The sequence below is a fragment of the Actinoplanes sp. NPDC021490 genome (assembly GCF_055562135.1).
Genome location: NZ_JBVHFW010000002.1, coordinates 397854 through 411380, shown reverse-complemented (window position 1 = coordinate 411380; position 13527 = coordinate 397854). Strand labels below are relative to the sequence as shown.

The 13527-nt window shown below is 72.3% G+C and carries 13 protein-coding genes; 5 read left to right on the top strand and 8 right to left on the bottom strand.

The window, feature by feature from the left end:
* Window positions 1-21: 21 nt before the first annotated feature.
* Window positions 22-273: a type B 50S ribosomal protein L31 gene (locus ACZ3I4_RS06330; protein ID WP_465380809.1), complete on the top strand. Its 252-nt coding sequence runs from the start codon at window positions 22-24 to the stop codon at window positions 271-273.
* A 26-nt stretch (window positions 274-299) separates the two neighbouring features.
* Here the strand turns inward: ACZ3I4_RS06330 and ACZ3I4_RS06325 are convergent, their stop codons facing one another.
* A complete protein-coding gene (locus ACZ3I4_RS06325; protein ID WP_465380808.1) occupies window positions 300-938 on the bottom strand; it encodes a TetR/AcrR family transcriptional regulator in 639 nt (212 codons plus the stop codon).
* Between the two features lie 85 nt (window positions 939-1023).
* Between ACZ3I4_RS06325 and ACZ3I4_RS06320 the strand changes: the two genes are divergently transcribed.
* Window positions 1024-2073: a saccharopine dehydrogenase family protein gene (locus ACZ3I4_RS06320; RefSeq protein ID WP_465380807.1), complete on the top strand. Its 1050-nt coding sequence runs from the start codon at window positions 1024-1026 to the stop codon at window positions 2071-2073.
* Here ACZ3I4_RS06320 and ACZ3I4_RS06315 read toward each other — a convergent pair.
* Together ACZ3I4_RS06315 and ACZ3I4_RS06310 are read right to left on the bottom strand one after the other, a co-directional pair.
* Window positions 2050-2574 (bottom strand): GNAT family N-acetyltransferase, encoded by a 525-nt coding sequence (locus tag ACZ3I4_RS06315; RefSeq protein ID WP_465380806.1) that lies wholly within the window; start codon window positions 2572-2574, stop codon window positions 2050-2052. The two genes, ACZ3I4_RS06320 and ACZ3I4_RS06315, sit on opposite strands and share 24 nt — an antisense overlap.
* A 1-nt stretch (window position 2575) precedes the next feature.
* The gene (locus ACZ3I4_RS06310; protein WP_465380805.1) at window positions 2576-3358 is read right to left on the bottom strand and encodes an SDR family NAD(P)-dependent oxidoreductase; all 783 of its coding nucleotides are present in this window, start codon (window positions 3356-3358) and stop codon (window positions 2576-2578) included.
* Between the two features lie 107 nt (window positions 3359-3465).
* Between ACZ3I4_RS06310 and ACZ3I4_RS06305 the strand changes: the two genes are divergently transcribed.
* Window positions 3466-4665, top strand: a complete 1200-nt coding sequence (locus ACZ3I4_RS06305) for an MFS transporter (RefSeq protein WP_465380804.1) — start codon at window positions 3466-3468, stop codon at window positions 4663-4665.
* Here ACZ3I4_RS06305 and ACZ3I4_RS06300 read toward each other — a convergent pair.
* The 3 genes from ACZ3I4_RS06300 to ACZ3I4_RS06290 all read right to left on the bottom strand — a co-directional run bounded on the left by ACZ3I4_RS06300 (window position 4652) and on the right by ACZ3I4_RS06290 (window position 9399).
* A complete protein-coding gene (locus ACZ3I4_RS06300) occupies window positions 4652-5584 on the bottom strand; it encodes an NADP-dependent oxidoreductase (protein ID WP_465380803.1) in 933 nt (310 codons plus the stop codon). The genes ACZ3I4_RS06305 and ACZ3I4_RS06300 overlap by 14 nt on opposite strands.
* Before the next feature lie 94 nt (window positions 5585-5678).
* The gene (locus tag ACZ3I4_RS06295; RefSeq protein WP_465380802.1) at window positions 5679-6359 is read right to left on the bottom strand and encodes a GTP pyrophosphokinase; all 681 of its coding nucleotides are present in this window, start codon (window positions 6357-6359) and stop codon (window positions 5679-5681) included.
* Between the two features lie 112 nt (window positions 6360-6471).
* On the bottom strand, window positions 6472-9399 hold the full coding sequence (locus ACZ3I4_RS06290; RefSeq protein ID WP_465380801.1) for a M36 family metallopeptidase: 2928 nt from the start codon (window positions 9397-9399) through the stop codon (window positions 6472-6474).
* Between the two features lie 119 nt (window positions 9400-9518).
* Between ACZ3I4_RS06290 and ACZ3I4_RS06285 the strand changes: the two genes are divergently transcribed.
* A complete protein-coding gene (locus ACZ3I4_RS06285) occupies window positions 9519-10532 on the top strand; it encodes an alpha/beta fold hydrolase (protein ID WP_465380800.1) in 1014 nt (337 codons plus the stop codon).
* Between the two features lie 48 nt (window positions 10533-10580).
* A complete protein-coding gene (locus tag ACZ3I4_RS06280) occupies window positions 10581-10964 on the top strand; it encodes a PNPOx family protein (RefSeq protein ID WP_465380799.1) in 384 nt (127 codons plus the stop codon).
* Between the two features lie 7 nt (window positions 10965-10971).
* On the opposite strand, the gene ACZ3I4_RS06275 is transcribed toward ACZ3I4_RS06280, so the two are convergent.
* Both ACZ3I4_RS06275 and ACZ3I4_RS06270 read right to left on the bottom strand, forming a co-directional pair.
* On the bottom strand, window positions 10972-11874 hold the full coding sequence (locus tag ACZ3I4_RS06275) for a phosphotransferase enzyme family protein (protein WP_465380798.1): 903 nt from the start codon (window positions 11872-11874) through the stop codon (window positions 10972-10974).
* A 57-nt stretch (window positions 11875-11931) separates the two neighbouring features.
* Window positions 11932-13521 carry a protein kinase domain-containing protein gene (locus tag ACZ3I4_RS06270; RefSeq protein ID WP_465380797.1) on the bottom strand — a complete coding sequence of 530 codons (1590 nt, stop codon included), beginning with the start codon at window positions 13519-13521 and terminating at the stop codon, window positions 11932-11934.
* Window positions 13522-13527 lie beyond the last annotated feature (6 nt).

Sequence of the window (13527 nt, the reverse complement as noted above, 5' to 3'; positions counted from 1 at the left end):
TCTCCTCAGGAGGACAGAGACATGAAGAACGGCATTCACCCCGGCTACGACTCCGTCGTCTACCGCGACCGCAACGCGGACTACGCGTTCCTCACCCGGTCGACGGAGCGCAGCGACAAGACCATCGAGTGGTCCGACGGCAAGACGTACCCGGTGATCGACGTCCAGATCTCGGCGGCCAGCCACCCGTTCTGGACCGGCCGCACCCGGGTCTTCGACACCGCCGGCCGCATCGAGAAGTTCCGCGCCAAGTACGCGAAGTTCGCCAAGTAGAGGCGACGGACGCCCGGCCCCCTGGTTCAGGGGTGCCGGGCGTTTTCTGTTTCGGCCACCGCGTCGCGCACCGTCGCCGTCACCGCGTCGCGCACGTTCGCCGTCACCGCGTCGCGCACGTTCGCCGTCACCGCGTCGCGGATCGTCGCTGTCACCGCGTCGACCGCTTCGGGGAACGGCGTGACGCCGCCGGATTCGAGCCAGCGGGCGTAGGCGTTCTGAAAGACGACCGTGCCCAGCTGGGCCAGTAATCGGGCGTGCTCCGGATCGGCCCCGTCCTCTTCGAGAACCGCACCGACGGCCGCCGTCACGGCGGCCATTTTCGTCCGCTCCCGCTCCCGCAACTCGGCGCTGCCGTCGATGATCGCCCGGCGCTCGGCGGGCCGGTCGAGCAGCTCGACCATCTGCGAGCCGATCCGGGCGACGGCGGCGAACACGTCGCCCCCGGCCGCGCGGACCGCCTCGGCCATGGCCGCCGGCAGCCGGTCGGAGCCCGCGAAGAACACCTCGCGCTTGTCCGGGAAGTAGCGGAAGAACGAGCGCCGGGTCAGGCCGGCCCGCTCGGCGATCTGGGTGACCGTGACGGCGTCGTAGCCCTGTTCCTGAAACAGCTCGAGCGCGGCCTGCCGCAGTCGTTCCCCGGCCCCCGGATCCCATCTCGCCATGAGACGACTCTAACAACTGATGTCTCACAGTGTCATCGAGTGCTAGCGTCCGTGATGACACAGTGAGACATCACTAGGAGCTGACATGACGGACCAGGTCTGGATCCTCGGAGCGACCGGACGAGTCGGACGGGCGGTGGACACCCGGCTGAGGGATCGGGGCGTCACGCCGGTGTGGGTGGGCCGCAACCCCGCCATGCCGGCCGGCTCGGTCGTCGCGAACGGCGCCGCCGAGATCGCCGGGGAGATCGCCCGCCGCCGCCCGGCGGTCGTCATCAACGCCATCGGCGACTACGCGACGTCGGCGCTGACGATCGCCCGGGCCGGACTGCCCGGCGGCACGCACTACCTCGACGTGGCCAACGACCTGGTGGCCATCCCGCGCCTACTCGGAGCTCATGGCGAGGCGGCCGCCGCGGGCAGCACGCTCGTGACCGGGGCGGGCTTCGGCGTGCTCGCCACCGAGGCCGTCGTGGCCAGGCTCTGCGAGGACCGTCCCGCTCCCCGTCGCGTACGGGTGGACGCCTTGGCCTCTGTGGCCCTCGAGGCCGGCCGGCTGGGCGCGGGCTACGCCACCACCGCGGTCGACGTCCTCGTCACTGGCGGCCGCCGATTCTCCGGCGGCCGGCTGGTGCGGTCCCCGTTGGCCGGCAATCCGCGGACGCTCACCCTTCCCGACGGAACCACCGTCAAGTCGGCCGAGGTCCCGTCCGGCGAACTTCTGGCCGCGCGAACCGCCTCGCAGGCTCCCGATGTCTCCGTCACCTCGGCGCTGGCGCCGGCGTCCCCGGTCGTGCGGGCCCTGCTGCCGGCCCTGTCCCGCCTGCTCGCACTCCCGGCGATGCGCCGCTTCGCCATCGCGCGGATGGCCGGCCTGACCTCCAAGACCGTCCCGCGTCCCAGTCCGCACTCGTGGGGTCACGCGCTCGTCGAATGGCCCGATGGCACGGTCCGCGAGGGCTGGTTGCGGGCCGGCGACGGCATGGAGTTCACCGCCGCCGTCCTCGCCGAGGCCACCCTCCGCCTGCTGAAGGGGGAGGGCCGGCCCGGCGCCTTCACCCCGGCCGCCGTGTTCGGTCCCGACCTGGCCGTCGCCGCCGGAGGCGCCTTCCTACCAGGCGACCGTACGGCGTAGGCGGTTCGATCGGACGCCCTGCTCGGCGCCGAGGCCGCCCCACGGGACCTTGGTCTCGACGAATTCGAAGCCCCGGGCTCGATAGAACGGCTCACCCTTCGGATTGCCGCGATAGACGGAAACCCACTGCTCGCGGGCGCCCCGGGCGACAACTTGGCCGGTGACGAAGTCGAGCAGGCGGCTGCCGAGGCCACGCGCCTGCGCGTCGGGATGCACATACAGGACGAATAGCTCGCCTACTCCGGGGCCGGTCAGGCCGCCGCCGGCCGCGCCGAGCACCCGTCCCTCCGACACGGCGACCGCGTAACCCAGCCAGCCGTCCGAAGGGCCCGGGGCGACCTCGCCGGTGATGCGGGTCGCCGTGTAATAGGTGGCGATCGCCTCGTCGATGACCTCAGGCGGCAGCAGACCGGCGTAGGTGTCGCGCCACGAGGCCGCGCACACCGACGCGATCTGCGTGGCCTCGTCCGGGCGGGCCAGGCGCACCTCCACGACGGCCATGTCAGGGAAGGATGGCGTCGACGTAGCCGCCGTCGACGCGCACCGCGCCCCCGGTCGTGGCCGACGCCAGCGGCGAGGACAGATAGACGACCATGTTGGCGATCTCCTCCGGCTCGATCAGCCGCTGCAGCAGCGACTGCGGCCGGTGCACGCGCATGAACTCGCGCTGCGCCTCGTCCCACGGCAGGTCCTTGTCGACGAGCGAGTAGACGAAGTCCTCGACGCCGCCGGTGTGGGTCGGGCCGGCGATGACGCTGTTCACGGTGACGCCGGAGCCGGCCGCCTCCTTGGCGAAGCCGCGCGCGACGCCGAGCAGCGCGGTCTTGGAGACGCCGTAGTGGATCATCTCGGCCGGGATGACGACGGCCGAGTCGCTGGCGATGTAGAGGACGCGACCCCACCCGCGGGAACGCATGCCGGGCAGCACCGAGCGGGTCAGGCGCACCGCGGCCAGCACGTTCACCTCGAAGTAGCGCCGCCAGTCGTCGTCGGTGATCTCCAGGGCGGGCTGGGCGCCGAAGATCCCCAGGTTGTTGACGAGGATGTCGACGTCACCGAGCGCGCTCAGGGCCGCCGCCGCCCCCTCGGCCGTGGTCACGTCGGCCGGAACCGGCACGAAGTCGCCGTCGCCCAGTTCTGCGATAGCCCGGCCGACCGACTCCTCCGACCGGCCGTTGACGCCGACCCGGGCCCCGGCCGCCGCCAGCCCGGCCGCGATGGCCCGTCCGATGCCCTGGGTGGAACCGGTTACCAGGGCCGTCTTCCCATCGAGATCAAGCTGCATGGGTACGATTCTTCCCCGCCCCGGGCCTGTCCGCACCCGGGGTGAGAGTCAGCTCATGGGAGATCACCCGGCAGTTGTGTACGTTCGTACGCAGTTGGAGGGAACCCATGGATCGCACCACCGCACGACGGCGTCTCGCGCTGTTCGCGCTGTTCTTCCTGCCCGGCCTGGCCATCTCGTCGTGGGTGACCCGGACGCCGGACATCCGCGACCAGCTCGGCGCGTCGACCGCCGAGATGGGGCTGGTGCTGTTCGGACTGTCCGCCGGTTCGATGCTCGGCATCCTCAGCTCCGGCCGGTTCGTGACCCGCTTCGGCACCCGCCCGGTGGTGACGACCGGCATCCTCACCACGGTGGCCAGCATGCCGGTCGTCGGGCTGGGCGCCGGGCTGTCGCAGAGCTGGCTGGTCGCGCTGGGCCTGTGCCTGTTCGGCCTGGGCATGGGCGGCGGCGAGGTCGCCATGAACATCGAGGGCGCCGACGTCGAGCGCCTGCTCGGCCGGGCCGTCCTGCCGACCATGCACGGCTTCTTCAGCCTGGGCACGGTGATCGGCGCGGCGATCGGCATCGGCCTGACCGCGGCCCGCTTCCCGGTGACCTGGCATCTGATCCTGGCCGGCCTGCTCAGCGTGCCGGTCGCCCTGCTCGCCGTGCGGCGGATCCCGGCCGGCGTGGGCCGCGCGGGAACGCAGGCCCGCACGGACGCGGGCGGTCCCCAGGTGTGGCGGGACAAGCGCCTCTGGCTCATCGGCGTGGTCGTCCTCGCGATGGCCCTGGCCGAGGGCGCCGCCAACGACTGGCTGCCGCTCATCATGGTCGACGGTCACGGCCTCGACGCCGCCCTGGGCTCGGCCGTCTACACCGCGTTCGCCGCGGCCATGACGATCGGCCGGTTCGGCGGCGGCTGGTTCCTCACCCGGTTCGGCCGGGCGGCCGTGCTCGGGGCCAGCGCCGTCATCGGCGGCGTCGGCCTGCTGCTGGTCATCGCGGTCGACAACCAGATCGTGGCGGGCGCGGCCGTGCTCCTCTGGGGTCTCGGCGCCGCGCTCGGCTTCCCGGTCGCGCTGTCGGCCGCCGCCGACTCGGGCGGCAACCCGACCGCCCGGGTGTCGCTGGTCGCCACCGCCGGCTACGTGGCCTTCCTGGTCGGCCCGCCCGCGCTCGGCTTCCTGGGCGAGCACTACGGCCTGCGCAACGCCATGATCGTCGTGCTGGTCCTGCTCGCTGTGGCCGCCGTGGTCACCCCGGCCCTGCGGCGCGGTCCGGCCGCGCCGAAGGCCGAGGAGCCCGTGCTCACTCCACGATGAGGACGACCTTGCCCTGCACGTGACCCTGCTCGATCAGCCGGTGCGCCTCGGCCGCCTGCTCGAGCGGGAACTCCCTGGCCACCTGAACCCGCAGCCGGCCGCCCGCGGCCAGCGACCCCAGCGTCTCCAGCTCGACGCCGTCGGGGCGGACGAAAACGTACCGGCCGCCCTGTTCCTTCACCGCCGGGTCGACCACCGACGCGTGCCGGATCGGGTGCCGCACCAGCTGGGGCGTGACCTTCAGGGCGTCGCCGCCGTGGAAGTCGACCGCCACGTCCACCCGGCCGTCCCCGCCGACCAGGTCGGCCAGCTTCTTGGGCAGTTCGTCGCCGTACTCGACCGGTTCCACGCCGAGCGACCGCAGGAAGTCGTGGTTGGCGGGCGAGGCCGTGCCGATCACCCGGGTCACGCCGAGCGCCCGCGCGATCTGCACGGCGAGGTGGCCGACGCCGCCCGCGGCCGCGTGCACGAGCAGCAGGTCGCTGGGCCCGACGCTGGCCGCGGTGAGCGACTGCAGCGCGGTCAGCCCGGCCAGCGGCAGACCTCCGGCCTGGGCGAACGACATCGCGGCGGGCTTGTGCGCGCACGCCCGCTCGGTGACCGACACCAGTTCGGCGTACGTGCCGTGCTGAATGCTGTCCTTGCGGGCGTAGGCCATGACCTCCTCGCCGACGCGGAACCGCGTGACCGCGGGGCCGACCTGGTCGACCACGCCCGCCACGTCCCACCCCGGAATGAGCGGCAGGTGGTGCGGGTAGGCGCCCTGCAGGTAGCCGGCCCGGATGACATGGTCGACCGGGTTCACACCGGCCGCGCGCACCCGGATCCGCACCGTGTCCGGCCCCACCAGCGGGTCGGGAAGCTCCCGCAGCGTCATGACCTCCGGGCCGCCGTACTCGTCCAGCGCGATAGCCTTCATGACACGCATATTTCCTTATCCGGCGCGTTCATTCGGCCGATGCGCGGAAATGCCGACTACCCCTCGACGGGCAGCGCCGCCGATCGGCCGGAGCTCAGCGGCGCGGGCCGTGGATCTCCCGGTGGAGGCGTTCCATGCGGCGATCCAGCCGGGCGGCGTCCTCGGCCGCGGCCGCGAGCTCTTCACGCAGGGCGCCCGGGATGGCGGGGTCGTACTTGTAATGGATCTTGTGTTCGAGGCTGGCCCAGAAGTCCATCGCCGCCGTGCGCAGCTGGATCTCCACCGGCACGTGGACGACGCGTTCGGACAGGAACACCGGGATCTCGACGATCAGGTGCAGGCTGCGGTAGCCGTTCGCCTTCGGCTTGGCGATGTAGTCCTTGGTCTGCAGCAGCGTGATGTCGGGCTGGCGGGTCAGCATGTCGGCCACGGTGTAGACGTCGGAGACGAAGCTGCACACGATCCGGATGCCGGCGATGTCCCGGACGCGTTGACGCAGGTCGTCCAGCGTCAGGGGGCAGCCGATCCGGATGGCTTTGGCGGTGATGCTCGCGGTGGTCTTGAGGCGCGGGCTGACGTGCTCGATCGGGTTGTGCCGGCCGCGGTGGGTCAGTTCCTCGGTCAGGATGCTGATCTTGGTGCCGATCTCGGCCAGCCCGAACTTGTAGACCAGCAGGAAATGGGAGAGTTCCTCGCTGATGTCGCGAAACGGCTCGGGGAGAGGGTGCCCGCTCGCCCAACGCGTGATCTCGCGATCGGCGTCCTCGGTCGTCACTTTTCCCGTCTCCTGAGCCCGGCGTGCACTTAACCGTAAGTGCAGCGTGCCACCATCATCCCGGAGACGGGTGAAGTGGGCGGACCTGGGGCCCGCCCACTCCGATCAGAGGCTATTTCCCGTACGCCTGGAACTCCGCGACGCGGACGTTGAGCGCCTGCGGGCTGGCCGTGGCACAGTCCGTGTTCGCCCGCGGGTCGGCGTCCTGCTCCCCGAGGAAGTCCGGGCCGCCGGTGCACTGGTTGGTCACGACCTCGAGACGCAGGTGCGTGGCCGTCGTCGGCTTGATGTCGAACGACTTCACCACCAGGTCCTTGACCCGGGGCCGGGGCGAGACGGACGGGAAAGCGTCCGGCTTGCTGGTGTAGACGGTCTTGAACTCCGCCGCGTTCGCGCAGGTCACCGTGGCGGTGGCGGTGCAGGAGAGCACCTTGAACTGCCGGAGTGCCGTGTACCGGTTCTGCGTGCCGGCGTCGACGTCCCCGGTGACCGCGGGCCGCAGCATGGCGCTGACCTGCACCCGGCGTACGGTCTGGGCCGCCCCGGCCAGGTCGACGGTGACCTGCTTGCCGGCCACCGCGCTGCCCAGCGACGCCCAGTTGGTGGCCTCGTCGTCGTCGGTGATCCGGGCCAGGTTGATGCCGTCACCGGTCGCGACCGCGCCGGCCGTGCCCGAGGCCAGGTTGCGCGGCATCTTCACAGTGAGCGTGCGGGTCTGACCCGACTTGAACGACGTGTCGGCGACCCGGGCGTGACCGTGGCCGGGCGCCTGGGCGATGAAGCCGTACGAGCCGGCGACCAGCTTGACCTCGTCCGGCGTGGCCGTGGCGGGGTCGGTGTCGGCCACCGCGACCGCGCGGGCCTGGTAGTCGCCGACGTACAGCTTGGCGTTCGGCACCGGCTGCCCGTTCTCGTCGACCGGCCGGAACTTGACCGTCGCCTCGGCGGCGTGCGGGGAGGCGAAGCTCGGCGTCGGGTTGGCGTCGCCCGCGCCGTTGCTGGCCGCGCCCTCGCCGAGGCCGCGCTTGGCGAACGCGTTCCAGATGATGTCCTGGTTGGCGCCGCCGAAGCGGACCAGGTCGGCGCCGAGCAGCGCGTCCCGGGCGTCGACCTGGCTGTTGGCGCTGTTGGCCAGCAGCAGGAACGAGTCGAACACCAGTTGCACCCAGCGCCGGTTGCCCGGGCACTCGGTCACGGCCCGCTTGCCGTTGGCGCACGCCTTGTTGACCGCGGCCGAGGCCGAGCCGTACCGCTTGAGGAACGCCTGGCGGATGTCGAAGTTGCTGGCGCTCCACACCTCACCGGACGCGTGCACCTGCAGGCCGACGAAGTCGTAGTCGACGCTCGAGTAGTTGAGCGGGTTGTCGCTCATGTTGTAGTTGCGGATGCCGGCGATCGGGTCGGTCGTCACGTACTGCCCGATCGTGTAGGCCCGCTTGCCGGGCGGCGCGTAGCCGTACTCGTTCAGGTATTCCATGGCGAGCAGGTCCGACCAGCTCTCGCTCATGCCCTGGGGCGTGCTCAGCCCGGCGTCCGGTCCGGCGACCATGCGGCCGCTGATGGCGTGCGTGTACTCGTGCCCGATCACCGACATGTCGTAGTCGCCGTCGACGCAGGCGCCGTAGAAAGCGGCCGCGATCGGCTGCCACAGGTACATGTTGGTGATCGGCGCCTCGCCGTCGGGCGGGGTGATCTGGTTGGCGTTGTTGCGGGCCTCGAAGTTGGGCGGGCCGCCGCTGATGCCGCCGGCCTGGGCGTTGCCCTGCTCGTAGTCGTCCGGCAGGCCGCCCGGGCGCAGGTTGTCGTCCTGCATGTTCCAGGTCGCCTCGGTGAAGCCCAGGTTGTACGACCAGTCGTGCATGCGGTTGTGCATGCCGAACAGGTTGGCCCGGGCCGCGTCGATGTCGTTGCGCTGCGGCGTGGTGAACACGTCCGGCGAGCAGCGCTCCCGCTGCCACTGGTTGGTCCACTTGTAGTCGTACGCGCGATCCGGCTTCGGCGTGGCGGTCTCGGTGCCGACGGTGAACGCGTCGTTGGAGTTCCAGTTCTCCACGGCGATGGCGTTGTTGCCGCGCGTGGTGAACGTGGGCTCGCCGGTGGCCGGGTCGACGTCCCAGGCGAGCGGCGAGGCATTGGTGGCCACGACCTCGTCGCAGCCCCGCAGCGGGCCCCAGCACCAGGTCCGGCGGTCGTCGGAGGACGAATAGTCGAGCGGCGGCGAATGCGGGAAGACGTCCCAGGACGGGTCGTCCTCGCTGTGGTCGACGATGCTCTCGCGCACCAGCACCCGGCCGTCGCGGGCGTCGACATAGGTGGTGAAGGCCTCGGGGTCGGTGCCGTTGAGATCGGCGCCAAAGGTGACCTGGTACGCCGCCCGGGCGCCCTCGGTCGCGGTCGGCACGGCGACCAGCTTGTTGGCGATCACGGTCGGGGTGGCGATCCCGGCGTTCTGCCCGGCGATGGTCACGGCCTGGGCGGCGCTCAGGGTGGCCGGCTCGGGCGCGACCGCGTCCCGCGACAGCGACGAGCTCACGAACCACACCTTGCCGTCGCGCACACCGACGCTGAGCAGGCCGTCACGCCCGGCGACCAGGTCACCGAACTTCTGCCGGAACACGACCGCGGCGCCCTCGCCCAGCTTGGAGGTGGTCAGCACCTCGAGGGCGCCGGCGCCGCGGGCGGTCAGCCCGAGAACATCCAGATTCTTTCCCACGTACGCCTTGGCCGCCGCGACCGGGTCGGCCGGCAGTCCCGCCTCGAGCGCCTGACCGGTGGCGGTCAGCGTGGCCGGCGTGCCCAGCGCGTTCCAGCGGGCCTCCGCACCCGCCGCGGCCGCACGCTGGCCGCTGGTCGGGGCCAGGCGCCCCTTGCGGTTGTCGATCACATGGTCGTTGTGGTTGTCGCCCTGAACCTTCGACTGAGCCTCGGCCTGGGCCGGTGCCGCGGGGGCCGCGTTGCCGCCGGATGAGGCGGTCAGCACGATCGCGGCGGACAAGAGCCCGGCAGCGGTTCCCGCCAACGCACGGGGTGGGGTGCGCACGGTACCTCCTATATGGAACGGCTGTTACCAATCAACATCCGATCGCACCCGGGACCTGCGCGACATAGTACAAACATCTAAATACATCTATAAGTACGTGATGCTGTTTTACTGAGCGGGTGGAGACACGCTTCGCCCGCACGACCGACGGCGTGACGATCGGCTACCAGGTCCTCAGCTCGGGACCGGCGCTGGTCTGGATGCCCTCGCTCAGCAACATCACCGCGCAGTGGCGGATCCCCGCGCTCCGGGCCGCCTATCTCGCCCTGGCCCGCGAATGCACGCTGGTGCTCTACGACGGCCGCGGCACCGGAAGCTCGGACCGCCGGATCGACCTGAACGACCTGGGCGTCGAGGCCCACCTGCGCGACCTGCGGGCCGTGCTCGACCACGCCGGCCTGCGCAAGGTGTCGCTGCTCGGCTATTACCACGCGGTCGCGACCGCCCTGGCCTTCGCGGCCGGCGAACCGGCCCGGGTCGAGCGGCTGATTTTGTTCGGCGGCGCCCCGCGGATGAGCGAGGCCATGCTGCCCGCACAGACCCGGGCGCTGCTCTCCCTGGTCGACCAGGACTGGTCGCTGTTCGCCGACGCCGCCGCGACGGCCTGGCTGGGCTGGGACGGCGCCGAGTCGGGCCGGTGGACCGCCGAGGCCTTCCGCACGGCCACCACCCCGGCGATCGCCAAGGCGTGGTTCGAGGCCGCCCGCCACATCGACGTGACCCCGTTGCTGGGCGCGGTCCGGGCGCCCGTCCTGGTGCTGCACCGCCAGAGCGACCAGCAGATCCCCGTCGAGGTCTTCCGCCGGTTGGCCGGCGCCCTGCCCGACGCCCGCCTGGTCGAGCTGCCCGGCTCGACGCCCACGCTGTTCATCGAGGACCCCGCGGCCGACCTGTCCCTGGTCACCGGCTTCGTGACCGGCGGCCGGGTGGCCCGTGCCCCGGTGCCGCGGGTGCTCACCCGGCGCGAGCACGAGGTGCTGCACCGGCTGGCCGCCGGCGACACGAACGCCGAGATCGGAGTCCGGCTGGGCATCGCCGTGCACACGGTCGAGCGGCACCTGGCCAACATCTACCGCAAGTTGGGCGTACGGGGAAGGACTGCCGCTGTGGCCTATGCGCTGCGCGGCGTGTAACGGATTTCCGGGAAGCGAACCCGGCACGCGGGCGCCCACACTGCTCGCATGACCACCGACACATCGTGGCGCTTCGCCCGGGCCACCACACCTTTCGTACGCTCCCTGGCCGGCCGGCGCTTCTCCCCGTGGGCGGTGGTGCGCCACCGGGGCCGGGTCTCGGGCCGCGACCTGGCCGTCCCGGTCGTGGTGATCGCCACCCCCGGCGTCTTCGTCATCAACCTGCCCTGGGGCGCCACCACCAACTGGGTCCGCAACGTGCAGGCCGCCGGAAGCTGCACCATCCGCTGGAAGGGTCAGGACCACCCGGCCGGCGCCCCGCAGATCCTCGACGAGGCCGAGGCCCGCCCGTACTACTCCCGCACCACCTGGTGGATCGCCCGGCACCTGTTCCCGGCCGACGCCTGGCTCCTCCTGCACCGCGCCCGTTAGACCACTGTCATCCGCCCGCCGAAGTCCCGGACCGGCTGAACCAGTCGTGGGCGTCCGCGAGGCCGCGTTCGTTGTCCGCGGCGCTCCCGATGCCGGTCAGGTCGTTGCCGGCGATGCGGCGCGCGAAGTAGTCGGCCTGCACCGCCCACCGGAACCGGAGCATCACGCCCAGGGCCCGGCCGGCCTCGGCCCGCGGAACCACTCCCTGGTCCAGATAGCTTTCGATCAGCGCGCGGGCCCGGCCGGGGCCACCGGTGTACATCACGGCCGACGCCAGGTCGTACAGCAACGGGCCGGCCATGGCGACACTCCAGTCGAGCACACCGCAGGCGCCCCCGGCCCGGTCCATCCGGAACGCCCCCGGTTCGGGATCGGTGTGCAGCAGGCCCCACGACAGCGTCCGGGGGCCGAGCCGGTCGTACGCCGCCACCGCGCCGGCGACAGCCGCTCGCACCCACGGGCGGATAGCCAGGTGGTCGCCGCGCGGGTCGACCCAGTGGAACCGTTCCGCGCCGGCAAACGGCACGTCGAGGAGCGTCCGGTGCACCCGGGCCAGAGTCCGGCCGAGAAGCTGCTGGCCGCCCCGGTCGCTGACCGACAGTTCCTCGCCCGGGACCCAGGTCAGCAGGGCCAGCGGGACACCGTCGGCCTCGGCCACCAGCTCACCCTGGCGGGTAGCCACCGGCGCCCCGGCGGGAATTCCGGCCTTCTGCAGCGCGGCCGCGACCGTGAGCCCGGCGGCGAACGACCGTCGCGACGCCGGAACGACCGCCTTGGCCACCCAGCGCTCGCCACCGCCGGTGACGAACCATGTCGCGGAGTTCATGCCGCCGTTGTGCACCGCGACCGTGGGGTCCGCCAGTCCCCACCGCTCCGCCAGTGCCGCGCGGAGTCGCCCCTCGCTGAGCATGCCGGGCAGTCAAGCAGCCGGGGCGGCTACCCGCCACCGACTTCCCGCGACGCCGTCCTACTCGTCCTCGTCTTCGTCGTCCTCGTTCTCGTCCTCATGCTTCGCTTTGGGCTTGTCCTTCGCCTTGTCCTTGTCCTTGGCCTTCGGGGCCGGACCAGCGGCCGGACCAGCGGCCGGACCGGCGGCCGGTTCGACGGCCCGTCTCGGCGGCAGTGCGACCGGCAGCACCTGCACGGACATCTGCGCCTGGCAGGCCGTGCCGTTGAGGCGGAACGTCACGGGCAGGGCGGCGACGTCGCCGTAGGCCGTCGAGAAGCCGGTCGCCGCGCTGGCCCCCGCGGGCAACTTGCCACCGGCGGCCACCACCGCCCGGCCGTCCTGTTTCCACGACGCCGACCAGCCCTTGATCAGGCGCTGGCCGGAGGGCAACGCGAACGACAGCCGCCACGCGGGCACGGCGACCGCACCGGTGTTGTGAATCGTCACCTTGGCCGAGGCCCGGCCGCTCGCCGTGCCCCGCAGGGCGTAACTCACCGTGCAGGTCTGCGGTGAGGTCGAGGAGGCGGCGGCCGCCCGCGACGGCGCCGGCGGCGTGGCGGTGGGGGTGGCGGCCGCGGCGGCGGCCCCGCGGGACGGGCCGGACGGCGCGGAACCGGCCCAGACGGCGAGCCCGCCTCCGAGCACGGCGACGGCCGAGAGGGCGCCGGCCAGGGTCCGGCGGCGACCGGCGAGCAGGCCGGCCATCACCGCGGGCAGGGGCACCGCGACGGTCGGCGCGGCGGCGGCCTCGTCCGCCGATCCGGGCACGTCCGCTGTTCCGGGCACGTTCAATGGCGGCGCGGGAGCCAGGCCGGCGATCTCGCCCAGCCGGGCCGCGACCGTAGCCGCGGCCGGGCGGTGGCCGGGCTTCTTGGCCAGGCACGAACGGATCAGGTCGACGACCACGGCCGGCAGTCCCCGGACCGGCGGCAGCGGGGCCGGTTCGGCGTACACATGGGCCTTGAGCATCTGGGTGACGGTCGACGCGCGCCACGGGGGCGTGCCGGCGAGCGCGAGATAGAGCAGCAGGCCGAGCGCGTACACGTCGGTGGCCGGGGTGACGGCGCTACCGGCGATGCGTTCCGGCGCCAGGTAGGCCGGGGTGCCCAGCATCTCGCCCGCGGGGTCGTCGGCGTCGCCCGCGGTCGCCGAGATGCCGAAGTCGACCAGCTTGGCCCCGGCCGGGGTGACCATGACGTTGGCCGGCTTGACGTCGCGGTGCACGAGGCCGCGCGAGTGGGCCTCGGCCAGCGCGGCGGCAACCTGCGCGCCGATCGTCACCGCCAGCCGCCAGGGCAGCGCGCTCTCCCGCAGCAGCGCGGCCAGGGAGCGGCCCTTGACCAGTTCCATCACCACGTACGGGGGATTGCTGCCCCCGTAGTCGTACACCTCGACGATGCCGGGGTGCCGCAGGGCCGCGGCCGCCCGGGCCTCGTCGCGCAGGCGGCGCAGCACCGCCGGGTCGGCGGCGAGCTCCGGGGCCAGCAGTTTCACGGCCACGTCGCGCCCCAGCACCTCGTCGTGGGCGCGCCAGACCACCGACATCCCGCCGTGGCCGAGCCGTTCGCGCAGCCGGTACCGGTCGCCGATCAGGATGCCGCTGTCCATGACGAA

Bases quoted from the DNA above. Each gene is read 5' to 3' on its own strand.
- ACZ3I4_RS06330 (WP_465380809.1), top strand. From the start codon at position 22: ATGAAGAACGGCATTCACCCCGGCTACGACTCCGTCGTCTACCGCGAC.
- ACZ3I4_RS06325 (WP_465380808.1), bottom strand. From the start codon at position 938: ATGGCGAGATGGGATCCGGGGGCCGGGGAACGACTGCGGCAGGCCGCG.
- ACZ3I4_RS06270 (WP_465380797.1), bottom strand. From the start codon at position 13,521: ATGGACAGCGGCATCCTGATCGGCGACCGGTACCGGCTGCGCGAACGG.
- ACZ3I4_RS06315 (WP_465380806.1), bottom strand. From the start codon at position 2,574: ATGGCCGTCGTGGAGGTGCGCCTGGCCCGCCCGGACGAGGCCACGCAG.
- ACZ3I4_RS06280 (WP_465380799.1), top strand. From the start codon at position 10,581: ATGACCACCGACACATCGTGGCGCTTCGCCCGGGCCACCACACCTTTC.
- ACZ3I4_RS06275 (WP_465380798.1), bottom strand. From the start codon at position 11,874: ATGCTCAGCGAGGGGCGACTCCGCGCGGCACTGGCGGAGCGGTGGGGA.
- ACZ3I4_RS06305 (WP_465380804.1), top strand. From the start codon at position 3,466: ATGGATCGCACCACCGCACGACGGCGTCTCGCGCTGTTCGCGCTGTTC.
- ACZ3I4_RS06320 (WP_465380807.1), top strand. From the start codon at position 1,024: ATGACGGACCAGGTCTGGATCCTCGGAGCGACCGGACGAGTCGGACGG.
- ACZ3I4_RS06310 (WP_465380805.1), bottom strand. From the start codon at position 3,358: ATGCAGCTTGATCTCGATGGGAAGACGGCCCTGGTAACCGGTTCCACC.
- ACZ3I4_RS06300 (WP_465380803.1), bottom strand. From the start codon at position 5,584: ATGAAGGCTATCGCGCTGGACGAGTACGGCGGCCCGGAGGTCATGACG.